The following is an 18,344-nucleotide window of genomic DNA, read 5'->3' on the forward strand; positions in this document are numbered from 1 at the left end:
TTAGCGAATTCACTTTGTCTTAATACATGACTGATATAATCCACTTATTGCCTGATGCTGTTGCCAATCAAATTGCTGCCGGAGAAGTTGTTCAACGACCTGCCTCTGCGGTAAAGGAGTTGCTCGAAAACTCCATTGATGCGGGCGCCGACAAAATTCAACTAGTGATAAAAGATGCTGGTAAAGCATTGATTCAGATCGTCGATAATGGGTGCGGAATGAGTGTTACGGATGCCAGGATGTGTTTTGAGCGCCATGCCACATCAAAGGTGAGAAAGGCTGAAGACTTATTTGCAATCCGCACAATGGGCTTCCGCGGCGAAGCTATGGCCTCAATTGCGGCTATTGCCCAGGTGGAAATGAAAACCCGCAGACATGAAGATGAAATCGGCACCTGTATCTCGGTCGAAGGTTCTGAAGTAACAGCACAGGAACCCGTGGCTACCCCTGCAGGAACCCAAATTGCGATAAAAAATCTGTTTTACAATACTCCTGCACGACGTAATTTTTTAAAGAGTAATCCTGTTGAAATGCGCCACATCATTGATGAATTTCAACGTGTAGCATTGGCACATCCCGCTATTTTCTTCAGTTTGCATCATGACGGAACAGAAATTTTTAATCTTCCAAAAGGAAACCTGAAGCAACGTGTGGTTCACCTTTTTGGGAACAATTACAATGAGCGTTTAGTGCCTGTTGAAGAAGAAACTACCATTATTAACCTTAAAGGTTACATTGGCAAACCTGCTTTTGCCAAGAAAACACGCGGAGAACAGTTTTTCTTTGTGAATAATCGTTTTATCAAAGATTCTTATTTAAATCATGCAGTGAGCTCTGCCTTTGAAGATCTGTTGCCTGATGATAGTTTTCCATTATATGTGTTATTTATTGAGATTGATCCTTCTAAAATCGATGTCAATGTTCATCCTACCAAAACAGAAATCAAGTACCTTGATGAGAAATCAATCTATGCGATTCTGAAATCGGCAGTGAAACGTTCCATAGGAAGATATAACATTGCTCCTACATTAGATTTTGATCAGGAAACTGGTTTCAGCAATATGATTACTCAAAAAGCTGTTGAGGATATTGTACCACCAAGCATCAATTTCAATCCGGATTTCAATCCTTTTGCAAGCGACGTTACCTCTACTTCAGGTTACGCGTCTTCACCAAGAAATTATGATGCAAAGCCCAGTACTAAAAACTGGGGTTCGCTATACGAAGTAGTTGATCAGCCCATAGTAGAGCAAACTTCCTTTTATCAGGAAGAACCAATGCTGGAGACAAAACAGAAGCAGTATATGCAGTTGCATAACCGATACATTGTTTCCCAGATTAAATCGGGTTTGGTGGTTATTGATCAGCAAATGGCACATGAACGCATCCTTTACGAACGTTTTCTCGTACATTTAGATGACCGGAAAGGGGCTTCACAACAAAGCTTGTTTCCACAAACGATCACACTAAACGCCAATGACTTCGAGCTGGCGAAAAGTTTGCTGGATGACATTAAAAGTTTAGGTTTTGATATAAGGGAATTCGGGAAAAACACGTTGGTTGTAGAGGGTGTTCCGGTAGATTTGGGCAGCAGTAATATTAATGAAACACAGCTCCTTGAACAATTAATTGAAGGTTTTAAAAACTCTCAGCAAGAATTGAAGTTAACTAAACGTGACAGTTTAGCCAGAACACTAGCAAAAAACAGTGCAATAAAAGCAGGAACGGCTTTAGGCCAGGAAGAAATGAATACCTTGATTGATGAGCTTTTTGCCTGTAAAACACCTAATTTTAGCGTGAGTGGAAAACCAATTATTCAAACCATTACTTTAACAGAGCTGGATAAAAAGTTTGAGAAATAAAAAGCAATGAATAACATATATATATCCCCGGTTGTCAAAAACCTGCTAATCATTAACATACTGTTTTTCGCAGCTACTTACCTGCTTCCACAACTGCACTTAGACGACTTGCTGGCTGTTTACTATTTCGATTCACCCAAGTTTGAAATCTGGCAGCCGATTAGTTACATGTTTATGCATGGAGGCCTGGCACACATATTTTTCAATATGTTCGCATTGTATAGCTTCGGAAGTATCCTGGAGCAACGTTGGGGCCCGAAGAAATTTTTAATCTTTTACTTCATCACCGGATTAGGGGCTTTGTTTTTACAGTGGGCAGTTCAGGCTTTTGAAGTTCATCAAATAGTCGGAAGTATTACTGCCAGCGGTAAACTAAATTTAAGTGATCTTTATAACGCTACAGACGCCTCTCCGGCGCAGGTTAAAACGCTTTTCGGTATATATTTTGGTGGGATGCTTGGTGCATCGGGAGCTATTTTCGGATTGCTTGTAGCCTTTGGCATGTTGTATCCGAATGCAGAACTTTTAATTATGTTCATCCCTATACCAGTTAAAGCAAAATACATTATACCCGTATATATATTAATCGAACTATCATTGGGGGTAGCAAGTATTGCCGGCGATTCAGTTGCACACTATGCCCACCTTGGAGGTGCTTTAATAGGTTTTATTCTGGTAAAAATCTGGAAAGATAAAAACGATACATTTTATACGCTTTATGAATAATACAGTTAGAGACTTAAAATTTAAGATTTTCCAATCTGGAAATCCACTGTTTTTTTATATCGGAATCAATGTGATTATTTTTTTAATCACGTCCGTTATTGGCGTATTCATATTCTTAGGCCAGTCGGGCTTTAGCATGGATCAATTTATTAACCAGTACATAGGTTTGCCAGCCAGTATATCGCGCCTGCCTGAGCGTTTCTACACGGTGCTCACTTATATGTTTTTCCATGACGGGATTTTACATGTTTTGTTCAACATGTTGGGTTTATTCTGGTTCGGCAGTATTTTTATGAATTTCCTGAACAGCCGGCAGTTTCATTTCGTTTACCTTGCCGGTGGTATATTCGGGGGACTTTTTGCTGTAGCAGTTTTGAATATTTTCCCTGTGTATTCGGGCGGATTAGCTATGGTGAGCATTGTTGGGGCTTCGGCTGCAGTAAACGCCATCATTTTTGCAGCAGCAACCCTGGTTCCCAACTACAGCCTCATGCTGCTTTTTCTGGGTGAGGTAAAAATTAAATGGATTGCACTGGTTTATTTTTTTCTCGATTTCCTGGCAGTAGGCTCCATAAATGCAGGTGGCAGCCTGGCCCATATCGGTGGCGCACTACTGGGTTTCCTGTTTATCAAAAGTTTGCAAAGTGGTCGCGACTGGAGTAAAATATTCGAAAAAAAACCTAAATTAAGGGTGGTGAAGAATGAAAAGCCTCCGGTAAAAAAACAAGACTTTAAAGGGGTTTCTCAACAGGAAATAGATTCAATTTTAGACAAAATATCAACTTCCGGGTACGATAAATTAACTGCATCAGAAAAAGAAAAGTTATTTAAAGCGAGTAAGGATTAATGGCGAAGACTAAAAAGTATAGTTTCCTGGATAAATTGATATTGCCTGTTGCTGTAGTGGTAGCAATATTTTTGCTACTGGGCACACTTGCAGGAAGTATGGACCCCAGAAAACATGCGATTATCGCTTTTTTCGGATTGGCTTACCCTTTTGTTTTAGTCATTAATATCATCTTTATTGCCTGGTGGCTGATCAGCAAAAAATGGATATTCGCGCTGGTAACCATTGTGGTAATTGCCATAGGCTTTAAAACGCTAAAAGCTACGTTTGCCATTGGAGGAGATGAGGGAGGTGCTGAGAAACCAGAGAACAGTGTGAGGATGATGACCTACAACGTTCATAACTTTAAGCTTTACGGAGGCGATAACGATGAACAGGTTAAGGAGAAGATGCTTCAGGTAGTTAAAGACCAGAATCCCGATGTGGTTTGCTTCCAGGAGTTTTATACCCGATATAAAGGTAATTTCGATACCATTGACAGTTTAAAAGCCTTGCTGAACGCCAAATACTACTATTTTGTCCCAACAAACAAAAATGATTACGAAGCGATCGGACTCGCCATATTTTCCCGCTACCCGATAAAGGATAAGGGAGAAATTCATTTCAATGAAGGATATCCCGGCAACATGTGCATTTATGCGGACTTAAATGTTAAAGGGAAAGCGTTAAGAATTTACAATGTTCACTTCCAGTCTATATCCTTCGAAAAACAGGATTATGAGTACCTGGATAAAGTAAAAAAAATGGATACTGAACTGCAACCGTCAAAACGCATTTTGAGGATGCTTAAAAGTGCATTTTTGAAACGAAGTAGCCAGGTAGACATGATGAAAAAGGAAATGGCTTCTTGTAAATTACCCTATTTAATTGCCGGTGATTTCAATGATACCCCCGCTTCTTATGTAGTAACACAGATCACTGACAGTCTTAATAACAGTTTTATTAAAAAGGGATCAGGCTTTGGCAAAACCTACAATGGCAAATTCCCTAATTTCCAGATTGATTACATCGCCACTTCAAAAGATATTGAAGTGTTAAATTACAAAATCACCGAAGCCAGGTTATCAGATCATTTCCCTGTCCGGAGTGATATTAAATTAAAACCTTAAACGCCAAATCTAAGCCGGTATTCTTTTGGATAGCAGCTTGCTTTCTTACCATACATCAACAATCTGTATGATCTTTATCTTGATATTTGTTTCATTAAATTGATAAAAATAAATTAATATATTATGAGTTTATTAGATGCCCTAAAATGGCGTTACGCCGTTAAAAAAATGAATGGTCAGCCTGTAGAGCAGGAAAAAGTTGATCAGATTATCCAGGCTGCCCTGCTTGCACCAACCTCTTCAGGCCTGCAGCCATTCAAAGTAATCGTAGTGACTAACCAGGAATTAAAAGAAAAAATTGCCCCTATTGCATACGGTCAGGCTCAGGTAATTGATTCTTCGCACCTACTGGTTTTTGCTGCTCAGGAAAACTATACTGAAGAAGGCATTGATGCTGTATTTAACAGAATGAATACGGAACGTGGTTTACCTTTAGATGCTACTGATGCTTACAAAACACAGTTGAAAGGAATGATCTTATCCAGATCTGCAGAAGAAAACTTCAATCATGCTGCCCGTCAGGCTTATATTGCTTTTGGGATTGCAATAGCTGAAGCGGCTTTATTGAAGGTAGATTCCACTCCAATGGAAGTTTTAACGGCCCTGCGGTAGATGAGCTTTTAGGGCTTAATGAAAAAGGATTGAAAAGCGTAACCCTATTGCCATTAGGCAACAGAGATGAGGCCGGAGACTGGTTGGTTAACCTTAAAAAGGTTCGCACGCCATTAAACGAGTTTGTTATCGAGTATAAATAACATAAATGTATTTTTAAGTAAGCATTGCAGGCTGCCATTTGGCAGCCTGTTTTGTTACAAACCTTTCTGCTCCACGCTTGATCAGCAGCAATATGTAAAAAAATGTTAAACATCAATTCGCTTTAGGTGCTGTATGTTTAATTGGATATATTTACACTCTTAGTAATAAATTTCCAATACATGAAGATTTTTAGAATAGCGTTTATATTTTCAATTTTATTTTCACTCCACTTTTCTTTGTTTGCCCAAACCGATACTATTGGAATCAATACCATTATCACCAAAACAAACAAAGTTTTAAATGATTATCCGGCGGAAAAAATCTACCTGCATTTTGACAAACCTTACTACGCTGTTGCAGATACCGTTTGGTTTAAGGCTTATGTAACTGAAAATCAGAATTTCCTTTCTACGCTAAGTAAAATCATTTATGTTGATGTCATCAACCAAAGCGATTCACTTATTCAAACACTAAAACTTCCAATCGCGGGTGGCTTTGCTTACGGCAGTTTCCCCTTAGATCAGATTAACTACAAACAGGGAAATTACCACATCAGGGCCTATACCATGTGGATGCTGAACAGTGATGAGCCTGCTTTTTTCAGTAAAACATTTTATGTTGGGGAAGCGATAGACAAGGAGGTGAAAACACATATTTCCTATAAAAATACTTCTACAGATAAACTGGAAAAAATAGATGCCCGGGTGCAGTTTAAAGACGCGAACAACAAGCCGTATGCAAACAGAAACGTAAGCTGGCAGGTGGTAACAACCTATACGGTTATCGCTAAAGGCAGGGGTACAACAGATGCCAATGGCTATCTGACCATCGCCATGAGTAATGCGCAGAAAGCCGAGTATCAATTAAAAAACGGACAACTGGTTACCGCGATTAACACGACCGATAAAGACGTTGCCAACAGTAGTTTCTCTCTGAGGAATGCAATTTTAAGTAAAGACTTCCAGTTTTTCCCTGAGGGTGGCAACCTGATAGCGGGCTTAACAACCAAGGTCGCCTTCAAGGCGGTAAAAAGTGATGGTTTGGGAATTGCATCCAAAGGGGTTGTAACCGATAGCGATGGTAAGCAGGTTGCTGTTTTTTCAGCGCAGCACCTGGGCATGGGCAGTTTTAACCTGTTGGCCGAAGCCGGAAAAACTTACAAAGCCACTGTGAATTATGCAGATGGAACTAGTGAAAGCTACAACCTACCTGCTGTAACCACTGCCGGAATAACGCTTAATATCGATAACACTTCTGCAGATAACATTGCGATTAAGATTCTGTCCAACGATCCTTTTTTTAATGACAATCAGGGGAAAAAATTCTACATCATTGCACAAAGCAAAGGCGTGATTTGTTATGGTGCACAAACTGCACTATCTAATAAAGAGTACAATACCACTGTTCTGAAATCAAAATTCCCTACCGGAATCGCCCAGCTCACCCTTTTTAATGAGTCGGGTAAACCACTAAGCGAGCGTCTGGTTTTTGTTCAACACAAAAACAACATGGCTGTGGCTGTTTCCAGCCCGGTAACTACTTATGGTATAAAAAAGAAAGTTAAGATAAACATGGCCGCAAAAAAAGACGGTGCGCCTGTGGAGGGAAGTTTCTCGGTATCAGTAGTGGATGAAACCAAAGTACCCTCTAGTGAAGATGCTACCAGTACCATCCTGACTGGATTATTATTAAGCAGCGATGTGAAGGGCTACATAGAAAAAGCGAGCTATTACTTTAATGCACCTGATGCGAAGAAAAATGCAGACCTGGATGTATTGTTACTGACGCAGGGATATAGAAGCTTTAAATATTCAGATATCATTGCCAACCAGCTTCCAAAGATCCAGTTCTTACCAGAGCAGGGTATAGAACTTTCGGGGATTTTAAGGATGAACAACGGTATTCCGGTGAGGAAAGGAGCGCTATTATTAAGCATTCCTGACAAACGCTTTAACCTTGAAGGGACTACAGATCCAGTGGGTAATTTCAGGTTTAAAAATTTGGTTTTCAACGATTCATCAAAGGTTACCATTACGGCAAAGTACAATCCGCTCTATAAAAACATGACCTTGCAGATGAACGGATCGCCGGTACCAAGTTTGACCAGAAATTTCAGTGCTGCGGAAGAAGTTTTGAATATTGATAGCGCACTAACGACTTACCTGGACAATAGCAAACGTCAGTATGCCTATTTACATACCCTGAAAGACATTACCGTTAAAGCGGCTATTATTCCAAAGGTTAGCCACAAGGACTATCCGGCTTTAACAGGCTTAAGTCAGATGGCTGACCACGAAATTACGGGCGACAGGTTAAAAGGATGCGGGATGCTGATTAATTGTTTGCAGGGAATGCTTGCCGGGGTAACCTATGCTGACGGTAACTTTTACGTAAGCAGGGATTATAATTCGGGAAACAGAACGCCAATGGGTATTTTCATTAACGGGATGAATGTTGATGTGAACCAGATCAATACAATCGACGTTAACCAGCTTGAATCGGTAGAAATCTTTTTAAGAGATGAACTTGGCCTGGTAAACAGAGCTAATAACGTGAACGGTGTACTGGTATTTAACCAGAAAAAAGCACCTAAGGGACAGAAAATATCCAAAGCACAATTGATGGATATGTTGCCCAAATATTATGAACTGACTTTCTCTCCACAAGGTTATGATAAGGAAAAACAATTCTACTCTCCAAAGTACGAAGCACCTGCGAGCATGAACCGCAACGATCTGCGTACTACAATTTATTGGAATCCTAAAGTGGTAACAGATGCTGCCGGAAATGCCTCATTTGAATTCTACAATGCAGATGGCCGCGGACAATATAAAGTTACGGTTGAAGGTATTGATGCAAATGGCAATCTGGGAAGATCGATCTTCAGATACACAGTGAAATAAGAGGAAAATATAGAAAGCAAAAAAGCTGACCGGTTGGAACTGGTCAGCTTTTTTGTTTTAATATCAACAAGAAATTCAGGAATGGATATTAATCAACGGGATAGGGTAAATCTTCCCCCTTTAACCCTGCAATAATATTTTCACCAATTAACCTCGACATTGCTGCACGTGTTTCTTCTGTAGCGGAGCCAATGTGCGGGAGAACAGCAACGCTTTCCATACTCAGCAGAGGATTATTATGTTCCATAGGTTCAGGATTCGTTACGTCTAAACCAGCCCCCCAAATCAGTTTATCTTTTAAAGCCTGTATCAAATCATCCTCATTGTGAATGCCTCCCCGCGCGGTATTGATAAAAATAGCATTGGGCTTCATTTGTTTGAAAACATCGATGGTAAACTTACCTTTTGTTTCGCTGGTTAACGCTGTATGAACAGACAGTACATCGCTTTGTGCCAGTAACTCTTCAAAAGAAACATAGGTGGCATTTAATTCCTGCTCAGCAGCTTCATTTCTTGATCTGTTATGGTAAATCACTTTCATCCCATAGGCAGCAGCACATTTTTTGGCCAGCTCAATACCAATTTTCCCCATACCAAAAACACCAAGAGTTTTACCGGTCACTTCTATTCCAAGCTCAGGTGTCGGCTCATAGTTTTTCCATTCGCCGTTGATGATTTTTTTGTGGAGATAAAAGGCTTTGCGGGATACGGCCAGCATCAACAGAAAAGCGGTATCTGCGGTGGCGGCACTGAGCACCCCGGGAGTATTCCCGATTTTTATACCTAGCTTTTTAGCTTCCGCAACATCCACCTGATCGAAGCCTACGGAATGTAGTGCAATTACTTTCAGGTGCTTGCAGGCATTTAAAAACGCAGCATTGATTTTATTGGGACCAACACTGATGAGCGCATCCTGATCTTTACAGGCCTCTATCAGTTCTTCAGCACTAATTTGCCGTTCCTCTTTCCATTGTGTAAAAGAGATGTTATTTTCTTCCAGTGCCTGCAGTGCATCTGACGCGATATTGCCACTTATAAATACATTCATGATTTATTAACCGGAAAGCCTGAATTCTGTTTTTTAAGACCATCAATTTATCGCCTTATTTCTTTGATATGACTATTTTACTGTGGCCGTAATTTTCTGATAGGTATTGACACTGAAATAGCCCAATGCATCGTTTGATATATTCGAAGTTGGATTGGCCGGTGTTGTGCCCTGATTCGGCCCCCTGCCCGATTGTGAACTCAGTGCATACCAATAATCAAATACATTGGAATCAATGCCTTCCATTTCTACGGCCACTTTATCGCCACTTAGCAGGTCTTCATCTTCATCATCCTCTGCATTAAAATACAACTGAATCCGCAATTTATTGCCATTGGTAAGCCTGTCGTTGCTCACATATATACGATTGGAATTAATGCCGTTTCTATTGAGTGTAAAGCGGTAGAAATTGGTTTCATTAGCCGGATCTGCCAGATATGCGGCAGTTGTTTTTCGTTCATTTCCAAAAAAAGTATTGCTGATAATACCAATCGAGTCCATCCTGACTAAGTTTGGCATTTTCGAGCTTGCCGTATAGGTTTTACCTTCAGCAACAACATTCATGGTGTAAGTGACACCATAAACACCCCGCATCCTGTTGGTATATACACCTGCAGCGGTTTCTCTGAATACGTAGTTGTTTCCCCGGCTATCTGAAACGCTTACCGTTGCCCCTGATACTGTTGGATAAATACTTGCATCAGTATAGCCTACTGTTTTAGTGATCCTGATTTGCTGGTCAATAAGCCTGTCGTTAATTTTAGCTTCAATTACAATCTGTGGCGGTGCATTTTCGGTATCAATGCTGATGATTTTCTTACATGAAGAAAAGCAGACTACGATGCATAAGATAAATATAAGTTGTTTCATGGCTTAAAATTTAAAATTCCAGGTTACCGAGGGGATCATTCCAAACAATGATGTTTGTTCGGCGACAGTTTTAGACGGGTTGGCCGGATCATTAATAAACTCAATCGAATAAGGGTTTTTCCGTGCAAGGGCATTATAAACGCCAAATGTCCAGCTCGATTGATATTTCCCTTTATTTTTACCTTCTAAAGTTGCGCTTAGATCCAGACGCATGGTATAAGGCATTCTGCCCGCATTACGCTGGGTATAATAATACATCGTTTGACCGCTGATGGTGTACTTTCCTGCCGGAAAAGTAACTGCGTTGCCGGTACTGTAAATGAAACTCGAAGAAAAAGTCCATCTTTTATTCATGTTGTAGATACCAACTACTGAAACATCATGCGTACGATCTTGCCTCGACGGAAAATAATTCCCATTGTTTAGCTCGGCAAACTTGCGTTCTGTTCTGGATAGTGTATAACCAATCCAGCCATTGAGCTTGCCGGTTTTCTTTTTAAAAAACAATTCCAAGCCATATGCTCTTCCAACGCCATAAAGCAATTCAGACTCTACGTTACTGTTGGCTAACAACTGGGCTGCGTTTTTATAATCGATCTGATTTTGCAGCCACTTATAGTAAATCTCTCCGGAAAACTCATAATTGTTCTCTTCCAGGTTTTTGAAATAACCCAGGGCTACCTGGTCTGCAATTTCTGGCTTAATATTATTGCTGCTTAGCACATACTGATCGGTTGGTGAACTCGATGTTGCATTGGTCAAAATATGGATATTTTGTGTATTCCGGTTATAAGATGCCTTAACTGAATTTTGCTCGTTGAATAAATAACTTACCGAAAAACGCGGTTCAAGATTAAGGTAATTTTTGTAGAACTTACCGCTGGCGATATTTCGAGTGGATATAACATTGCCTGATGCATCATATGTACTAAAATTACCTGGTCCCATAAGGGAAAAGGCTGCCAGGCGAATTCCATAGAGCAGGTTTAGCTTTTCTGTAACCGCCCATTCATCAGAAACATACGCTGCAGATTCCAGTCCATACCGTTTCTCCTGCGTAAGCGGATTAACCTGCGATTCCTGAGTAGTTGTAATATCAATGGGCGATATGCGATGCTGCGTAACATTGAGGCCGAACCTCAATGTGTGTTTGTTGCTGAAGTATTGAAAGTCTTCTTTTAAATTGAAATCGCGTACCAGAGAAGTTGCTTTAAAGTTAGTTGCATCATTTAGCAGCTGAACGGTATAGTTGTAGTTGTTGTAAATTAAAGAAGTATTAGAAAACAATCGACTATTGAAAATATGGTTTAACCTGAAAGTAGTGGTTACATTTCCCCAGTTATTCTCAAAGAGATCTTTTACGCCGATGTTATCTTTCCCAAAATAGCCTGAAATATAAATCGTGTTCTTGTCGTCGATTTTATAATTTGCTTTCGCATTGATGTCGTAAAAATTCAATGTACTTCCGTTGATGGAAGAATCGGGCGAAGCCCGCAGGAAAAGATCGATATAGGTACGCCTGAAACTCACCATAAAAGAACCTTTGTCTTTTACAATCGGTCCTTCGGCTTTTAAACGTGATGCAATTAAGCCTATTCCACCCTGAAACTTAAATTCCTTATTGTTTCCATCGTCCATTTTAACATCTAAAACGGAAGACAAACGGCCGCCATATTGAGCAGGCATTCCGCCTTTATATAAACTTACATCCTTGATGGCATCTGCATTGAAAGTTGAAAAGAAGCCCAAAAGGTGAGAAGAATTATAAACTACCGCTTCATCCAGCAAAATAAGATTCTGATCTGCTGCACCGCCGCGTACATAGAATCCGGTATTGCCTTCTCCTCCGGATTTAACACCTGGAAGCAACTGAATGGTTTTGAGCACATCTTTTTCACCCAATAACACCGGAATGCTATTCAAAGACTGCATGTCGATTTTCTCCAGTCCCATTTGTGCACTCTTTACATTTTCGTTTCTGCGGTTATTGCCACTAACGGTTACTTCAGCTAAATCATTGGCTGCTTTTAGCTCTTCATTTATCTTCAGGTTTTTGGTCAGTACAATCGTTTTAACCTGGTTTGCGTAACCGGTATAGCTAATGGTAAGGGTGTAGGTTCCTTCGGCTTGAGTAAGGGCAAAGTAGCCATATGCATTGGTAAGGGTTGCAGCTGAGGATGACCCTGTTAGGCGCACAGTTGCACCAATGAGGGTTTCCCCGGAGCTGGCATCACGAATGGTTCCACTGAGGGTAAATTTGTTTTGGGCAAAAACAGAAATGTTGAGGGCAAAAAGGAAAATTATGGCTAAGCTGTATCTGATGGGCATACTTATCTATCTTATTTTGAAGATGGAAGCCAAATGTACAAAAACAAGCTTAGCTTTATCTGAGTTTAGCAGATAAATATCGGGCAGGAGAACAAATGCATAATTGCATTACGGTCTGCACAATACGTATGGCTTTACTTCATCAGGTATTTCTCTATTGCCTTTTTCCAGATAGCATATCCTTGTGCATTCATGTGTAACATATCATCAAGGAATAATTCTCTTCTCATTTCGCCGGTTTTAGATAACATTAACGGATAAATGTTTACAAAAGTGGTATTGGTTTCCTGGGCGAAAAACTTCTGGAGAAGGGCATTTGAAGCTTCTGCCTTTGCCTTAAATTTTTCCCTGCTGGGGCTGGGTTTAATAGAAATGTATACGATTGGAGTAGCTGGTAATTTGGCCCGGATGGCCTGATATAACCGGACTGTTCGGTTTAAGACGGTATCGGGAGTAACTGTATCATTTGGAAGGTCGTTTTCGCCTACATACAGCACAATTTGTTTCGGTTGATATGGAAATACCACATCGTTTAAGTAGTAGGTGATATCATTAATGACTGCACCACCGATTCCCCTGTTTAAGGCATTGTATTTGGCGAAAGTCTGCGTGAGATCATCCCATTTTCTAATCGATGAGCTTCCGACAAACAATACCGGATGAGCGGGTGCTTTATACATCTGATCATATTTCTTGATCACTTGTACATCATCCCAAAAAGGTGCTTTCTTTTGTGCAAAAGTGCTCAGCACCAAAAACTGAAATATGATAAGGGTAAGAACTGATTTCTTCATGGCTCGTATTAAAATTGATAAATGGCCTGCAAGTTACCATTATCTCCATTTTTACCCTCAACCAAACGAATTTATTACAAGCTCCGTTTTAAATTTAAACAGGGCGGACATGTTCCTCAAACCGCCCTGTTTAAAATAAAGTTAGTATTGATCAAACCACAACTTAGTAGTCAATAAATCTGCACCCTGATTGGCCACGGCACTTTTATAGCTTTGCCCGTTTAAGGATTGTTCGGTACCGGGATAGATAAAACGCACTGGAATTTGTCCGTTTAACACCGTATTAACCGATGCCGTTAACTGGGGATAATCCAATCTGCGTCTTTCTGCCCAGGCTTCTAAACCCTGCCCGAAAAGTGCAAGCCATTTTTGTTCACCGATCGACTTCTTGTAATTGCTTGCATCGTACTGAACAGCACTTTGGCCGGCATAAGCTGTAGCTGCAGCATCACTGATACCGAACTGTTTGAGTGAGGCGATCACTGCCTGTTTGTATAAATCAGCAGCATTCTCTGTGGTCAATCCTCTTGCAGCAGCCTCTGCCCTATCGAACAGCAACTCAGCATAGCTAAAAAATACAGCCGGAGATTGAGGTGCGAGAAAATAAGTACCTGGTTTTGATGTTTTGGCAAAACCCAGGTTACTGGCTTCCGAATTGGTCAGGCCATTAGGCAAACCGATGTATTCTTCGGGTGTTGCAGTTTGTGTTTTGCTGGCATAAACAGGCAAACGCGGATCGTTGAGACTGAAAAGCTTATCCACTATCGTTTTACTGATTCTATAATCATCTCTGGTATCGAACTGTGCACTCACCGGATTTTGCTGAGGCGAAATGGAGTATATCAGCTGTGCAATTTCACTGTTGTCGGCAATAAACAAATCGCCATCAGCTTTTATTTCGTCAAGAACTTGTTTTGCTTTTGCCGGCTCTTTGTCGACAATACGCAATGCTATCCTCAATCGCAATGAATTGGCAAGCTTTTTCCATTTATTGATGTCGCCGCTGTATATAATATCGCCGGCAATGCTCTTGCCTGAAGCATCAAGGGCATTTTTTGCTGATTTCAAATCATCAAGCAAACCGTAGTAAACGTCTTTTTGCTTGTCGTATGCAGGGGTGATAAACTGACTAAGTTTACCGGCCTGGGTGTATGGGATATCTCCGTAAGCATCAGTAAGCAAGAGAAATGACCAGGATCTTAAAGTCAAGGCTACACCCCTGTAATTGGAATTACCCGTTGTATTTCCTATTTCTATGATTTTATTTAAACTGGTGATGGTTGTTGCATACAATGTTGACCACAGGGAGGTGAAGCTGCTGTTAGAATAAATGAAGCGATCTTCTTCCGTGTACTGCACCTTGGCCCACTGTTGCACAAACAGCAGACTGGAATTCATGTTATTTGTTGTTCCCCAATAAGCGTCAGCGCCATTTTTTATTGCTCCGGTAAGCAGGTAATCGGGTTGAGCGTTTTCTGTGGCATTGGGGTTTGTATTCACATCATCGAGCTCTTTATTGCACGAAGAAAATGAAATTGCTGTTAAAGCCAGTATATATAGGATATTCTTTTTCATGACAGGGTAATTAAAATTTAATGTTCAGGTTGATACCGTAAGTACGGGTTGTTGGGTTAGATAAACTTTCCAAACCTTGTCCGTTACCCGTATTAAATGCCACCTCCGGATCTATATCCGTTACATTTCGGTGCAGTATAGCCAGGTTTCTTCCAACTAAAGCGACAGATACACCTTGCAGGCTCAATGGACGAAGCCATTTCGCAGGCAGGTTATAAGTAAGTTTAATTTCACGAAGCTTGACGTATGATGCGTCGAAAATATTGGCTTCATCAATGGTTCTAAATGATTTGTAATAATTTTGGGCCGGAAGTATTTTTTCATTTTTCTTTCCGTCAGCAGTAACACCATCGAAGATGATTCCATCATCGTAAACCGTTACACCTGCAGGTGCAGCAGTCCCTACTGCCAGCCTAACGGTTCCATTGGCTTTGAGGTTGCCGGGATAGTAATATGAAATCCCGCCAAATTCTGCTGCCCTACCTGGCAAAGTAGAAGCAAGTACACCAGTGTAAGTTCCGGTTGCATAGGTACCGTTATAAATTGATCCACCAAAACTGGCATCAATTAATACGCCCAAACTAAAGCCCTTATAGCTGAAGGTATTCGAAATTCCCCCGATCCAGTCTGGAGTGTACTTACCTAGAACCTTTTTAGTTGGATCGGTTTGCGGTGCGCCCGTGGCATTTACTACAATATTCCCATTTCCATCTCTCAGGAAAGCATTACCAAACAGTGCACCATACGGCTGACCTACGGCAGCAATAACCTGAGCAGAGTTTGTTGCCACAACATAGGTTTGCAACAATCCGCTTTGATCAAGTTCAATGACCTTACTTCTGTTCGCAGCGTAATTTACATCAATATCCCAGGTAAAAGCTTTCTTCACTGGCGTTACCCCCAACTGCACTTCAATCCCTTTGTTATTGATCTTCCCTGCATTAAGTAATTTAGATCTGAAGCCAGTACTCGCACTTACATCTACGCTTAAAATCTGGTTGAAACTGTTACTATTGTATACCCCTAAATCAAAGCGCAGACGTTTGTTGAATAATACCGCTTCTAAGCCAAGTTCTGATGATGAAGTCGTTTCTGGCTTTAAATTTGGATTTAAATCCGTTGCTGATGGTACAAGCTGGGGACTGGTACCAAAAGGCGCGTTAAAGGAATAAGTATTGATTAACTGATAAGGCGAAGCATCTTTACCCACTTTAGACCATCCCCCGCGGATTTTGGCGTAGTCTAATAAGTCACTTTTAATATCAAAAGCTTCAGTTAGCAATAAACTTCCGTTGAATGAAGGATAAAAGTAAGACCTGTTTTGTGTCGGAAGCGTAGACGACCAGTCATTTCTTGCAGTTGCATTTACAAACAGGTAATTTCTGAATGCAATCTGGGCAGATCCGTAAATGCCATAGGTTTTAAAATCTGTATAACTGTTTGAAGAAGTAAGCGGATCACGAGAATTGGAAAGGGTGTATAAACCAGCTACCGCCAGCCTGGGTGCACTCTGATCATTCTGTTCGGTAAATCTCGACCGGATATTGGTACCTACGAGGGTTTCAATGCTGAAATCATCATTAAGTTTTTTATCATAACTAAGGGTAGCATCCGTATTGCTTTCACTAACCGTGTATGCACTTTCTGTATAAGATCCGAAAGGTGTACCATTTGTACCGTAAGCGATTTTGACTTTACGGCGATCGTTATAATAATCTGTTCCTGACCGGAAGTTAAAATTCAAACCATCTATAATGGCATATTTTAAGCCTACACTTCCGATAATTCTATTTCTACGCTGTGATACGGTATTTTCATAGGCAACCCAATACGGATTACTATAATAGCTGTTGTTCCAGTTGAATGTATTTCCATTTTCATCCAGGTAATTTTTCAGGCGGTTGATATCAACCTGCCTGCCGAACCAGGTAAACTGCAACATGGTACTGGTTGATCGTGAGCCTCCGGTTCCAGGCAAATTATCTGCATTCAACATATTGTAGTTTACATTTCCGGTAAGGCTAAGTTTCGGTGTGATATTTAGGGTAGTATTTAACGTAAGTGAGTTTTTGCCTTGTCCTGAATTCGGGATTACACCAACCTGCTTCAGGTTATTGTAAGACAGGCGATAGTTAAATTTCTCACTTGCATCTTCTACAGCAATACCATTTGAAAGCGAATAACCGGTTTCAAAGAAATCGCGAACATTGTCTGGATGCGCTTCGAAGGGTACGGCTACCCCCTTAGAGAAAAACTGAGGAATCAGCCGGCCATCCATTCTGGGTCCCCAACTCTCATCTACTCCATCATTAATCCCTGCACCTTTACCATCAACATAACTGAACCTACCCTCTGACCCTTGTCCGAAAACATCCTGATACTTAGGTAAGGTTAATAAGGTTTCGATTACTGCATTTGAATTGAAGGTAACACCCAGTCCTTTTTTCGATTTTCCGGTTTTTGTTTTGATGATAATGACTCCTGCCGCAGCCCGCGAGCCATATAATGCCGCAGCATTAGGCCCCTTTAACACACTGATCGACTCAATATCATTTGAATTGATATCAGAAATGGTATTGGCATAATCCCTCGCGCCGGCACCGCTTAACTGTGAATTATCCACCGGAATGCCATCAACTACAAACAATGGCTGGTTATTTCCGGAGATGGAAGTTTCCCCACGGATAACTACTCTGGAAGAACCCATATCGCCCTGGCTGTTGGTGATCCTGACGCCTGCTACTTTTCCCGCCAGCGCATTTACCAGGTTATTTTCCCTCGCCTCAGTAAGGCTCTGCCCCTTCAGCTCCTGAACCGCATAACCCAGAGATTTTTTTTCACGCGAAATACCCAGGGCAGTGACCACTACCTCATCCAGCGCGTTACTGCTTTCAGTTAACATAATTGCTAAATTTTTTGTGTTTTCTGTGACTTCAACCTCTTTGGTATCAAATCCAATGTAAGAGATTAATAATATACTTTTCGGATTTGCAGAAATGGTAAATGATCCGTTGTTATTGGTCGTAGCCGCTTCTTTGGTTCCTTTTACCACAACTGATACCCCAGGCAATGTTTCACCTGATGCACTTTTTACAATACCCGAAACCGTGATATTTTGTGCACGGGAGATCTGTGAAAGCAGTAGCAAAAAAAGTATTGCAGACAGCTTAATTTTCTTGAACATAAATAAGATATGATTAATGATTAGTTTAAAAATTGTCAAAATCCGGGCAAAGCAATTCCACTTCGCTTTTGGCGAATTTTAACACAATAATAAATGACATTTAATTTGAGACAGGAAACGCTGATTACGTTTCTTTTTTAGCGTCTCAGCAACCGCTGCTACACATTCGCGATAGCTTTAGGTATTTTTCAAAGTGGGTAATTTGATAGGGTGCCTGCTCGTTAGTTTTTTTCATCGTTTCTTTTTTATTGTGATTTAATACCGCTCAACATTGCAATACTGCCAAATGAAAAAGCACTTCCTTAAATCAGAAGTGCTACAATATATTATCATACATATTTG

Annotated in this window: 12 protein-coding genes; 6 read left to right on the forward strand and 6 right to left on the reverse strand. The window is 40.7% G+C overall.

The genetic code is table 11. The features are described 5' to 3' along the window. The first annotated feature begins 26 nt into the window (after positions 1 to 26). From mutL to AB669_RS08280, 6 genes are all read left to right on the forward strand, one after another. Positions 27 to 1,862, forward strand: coding sequence for a DNA mismatch repair endonuclease MutL (gene mutL / locus AB669_RS08255; RefSeq protein ID WP_047798801.1), 1,836 nt, complete (start codon positions 27 to 29; stop codon positions 1,860 to 1,862). 6 nt (positions 1,863 to 1,868) lie between these two features. Beyond that, positions 1,869 to 2,588, forward strand: a complete 720-nt coding sequence (locus AB669_RS08260; RefSeq protein ID WP_053058334.1) for a rhomboid family intramembrane serine protease — start codon at positions 1,869 to 1,871, stop codon at positions 2,586 to 2,588. Further along, entirely contained in the window at positions 2,581 to 3,435 is an 855-nt protein-coding gene (locus AB669_RS08265; RefSeq protein WP_047798802.1) for a rhomboid family intramembrane serine protease, read from the forward strand. The genes AB669_RS08260 and AB669_RS08265 overlap by 8 nt, the downstream gene beginning before the upstream one ends. Then, positions 3,435 to 4,544: an endonuclease/exonuclease/phosphatase family protein gene (locus AB669_RS08270; protein WP_047798803.1), complete on the forward strand. Its 1,110-nt coding sequence runs from the start codon at positions 3,435 to 3,437 to the stop codon at positions 4,542 to 4,544. Before AB669_RS08265 ends, AB669_RS08270 begins: the two co-directional genes overlap by 1 nt. 123 nt (positions 4,545 to 4,667) lie before the next feature. Beyond that, complete coding sequence (locus tag AB669_RS08275; RefSeq protein WP_369799745.1) at positions 4,668 to 5,156, forward strand: nitroreductase family protein; 489 nt, start codon at positions 4,668 to 4,670, stop codon at positions 5,154 to 5,156. Between the two features lie 323 nt (positions 5,157 to 5,479). Further along, positions 5,480 to 8,203, forward strand: a complete 2,724-nt coding sequence (locus tag AB669_RS08280) for a hypothetical protein (RefSeq protein ID WP_047798804.1) — start codon at positions 5,480 to 5,482, stop codon at positions 8,201 to 8,203. Between the two features lie 88 nt (positions 8,204 to 8,291). Here AB669_RS08280 and AB669_RS08285 read toward each other — a convergent pair whose 3' ends face one another. The 6 genes from AB669_RS08285 to AB669_RS08310 form a co-directional block, all read right to left on the reverse strand. Beyond that, positions 8,292 to 9,251: a D-glycerate dehydrogenase gene (locus AB669_RS08285; protein WP_047798805.1), complete on the reverse strand. Its 960-nt coding sequence runs from the start codon at positions 9,249 to 9,251 to the stop codon at positions 8,292 to 8,294. A 72-nt stretch (positions 9,252 to 9,323) separates the two neighbouring features. Then, positions 9,324 to 10,121 carry a DUF4249 domain-containing protein gene (locus AB669_RS08290; RefSeq protein ID WP_047798806.1) on the reverse strand — a complete coding sequence of 266 codons (798 nt, stop codon included), beginning with the start codon at positions 10,119 to 10,121 and terminating at the stop codon, positions 9,324 to 9,326. Between the two features lie 3 nt (positions 10,122 to 10,124). Then, complete coding sequence (locus AB669_RS08295; RefSeq protein ID WP_047798807.1) at positions 10,125 to 12,449, reverse strand: TonB-dependent receptor; 2,325 nt, start codon at positions 12,447 to 12,449, stop codon at positions 10,125 to 10,127. 134 nt (positions 12,450 to 12,583) lie between these two features. Beyond that, complete coding sequence (locus tag AB669_RS08300; protein ID WP_047798808.1) at positions 12,584 to 13,243, reverse strand: GDSL-type esterase/lipase family protein; 660 nt, start codon at positions 13,241 to 13,243, stop codon at positions 12,584 to 12,586. Positions 13,244 to 13,384: 141 nt separating this feature from the next. Further along, positions 13,385 to 14,818: a SusD/RagB family nutrient-binding outer membrane lipoprotein gene (locus tag AB669_RS08305; protein ID WP_047798809.1), complete on the reverse strand. Its 1,434-nt coding sequence runs from the start codon at positions 14,816 to 14,818 to the stop codon at positions 13,385 to 13,387. Between the two features lie 10 nt (positions 14,819 to 14,828). Then, the gene (locus AB669_RS08310) at positions 14,829 to 18,002 is read right to left on the reverse strand and encodes a SusC/RagA family TonB-linked outer membrane protein (protein WP_047798810.1); all 3,174 of its coding nucleotides are present in this window, start codon (positions 18,000 to 18,002) and stop codon (positions 14,829 to 14,831) included. Positions 18,003 to 18,344: the final 342 nt, after the last annotated feature.

The organism is Pedobacter sp. BMA (genome assembly GCF_001027745.1).
Lineage (GTDB): Bacteria > Bacteroidota > Bacteroidia > Sphingobacteriales > Sphingobacteriaceae > Pedobacter.